This window comes from Mesorhizobium sp. M7A.F.Ca.CA.004.06.1.1, from assembly GCF_003999135.1.
Classification (GTDB): domain Bacteria; phylum Pseudomonadota; class Alphaproteobacteria; order Rhizobiales; family Rhizobiaceae; genus Mesorhizobium.
This window is the reverse complement of the sequence record NZ_RZPQ01001463.1, coordinates 1-433: the sequence shown is the minus strand read 5'-3', so window position 1 is coordinate 433 and position 433 is coordinate 1. Positions and strand designations below refer to the sequence as shown.

At 59.8% G+C, this 433-nt stretch carries 1 protein-coding gene and 1 pseudogene; both read left to right on the top strand.

From position 1 onward, the window contains the following. A pseudogene (locus tag EN906_RS38755) lies at window positions 1-156 on the top strand (3-deoxy-8-phosphooctulonate synthase); the annotation flags it as partial. Window positions 157-252: 96 nt separating this feature from the next. Continuing rightward, the coding region (locus tag EN906_RS36950; protein ID WP_164777744.1) for a dodecin family protein at window positions 253-433 on the top strand (181 nt) is incomplete at its 3' end.

Below are 433 nucleotides of genomic sequence, written 5' to 3'. Positions count from 1 at the left end.
GCCGTCGCTGTCGGCGTTGCCGGCGTGTTCATCGAGACCCACCAGGATCCTGACAATTCGACCTCGTCGGATGGTCCGAACATGCTGCCGTTAAAGGACATGCCAGCCCTGCTCGAGCGGCTGATGGCATTCGACCGTATCGCCAAGGGCCTCTAAGGCCGGACGCATACCCTGCCGACCGCCGGCGCTTGTGGAAGGCACGAGCCGGCTATACGCTTGCCTTGCAACTGAGCGTTTTGGCAGGAGGAAGCCATGTCCGTCGCCCGCGTCACCGAAATCACATCGTCGTCGAAGAAGAGCTTTCAGGACGCCATCGAACAGGGAATTGCGCGCGCCTCGAAAACCCTGAAGAACGTCGAGGGCGCCTGGATCCAGGACCAGAAGATCGTCGTCCAAGACGGCAAGATTGTTGCTTATCGCGTCAATATGAAGG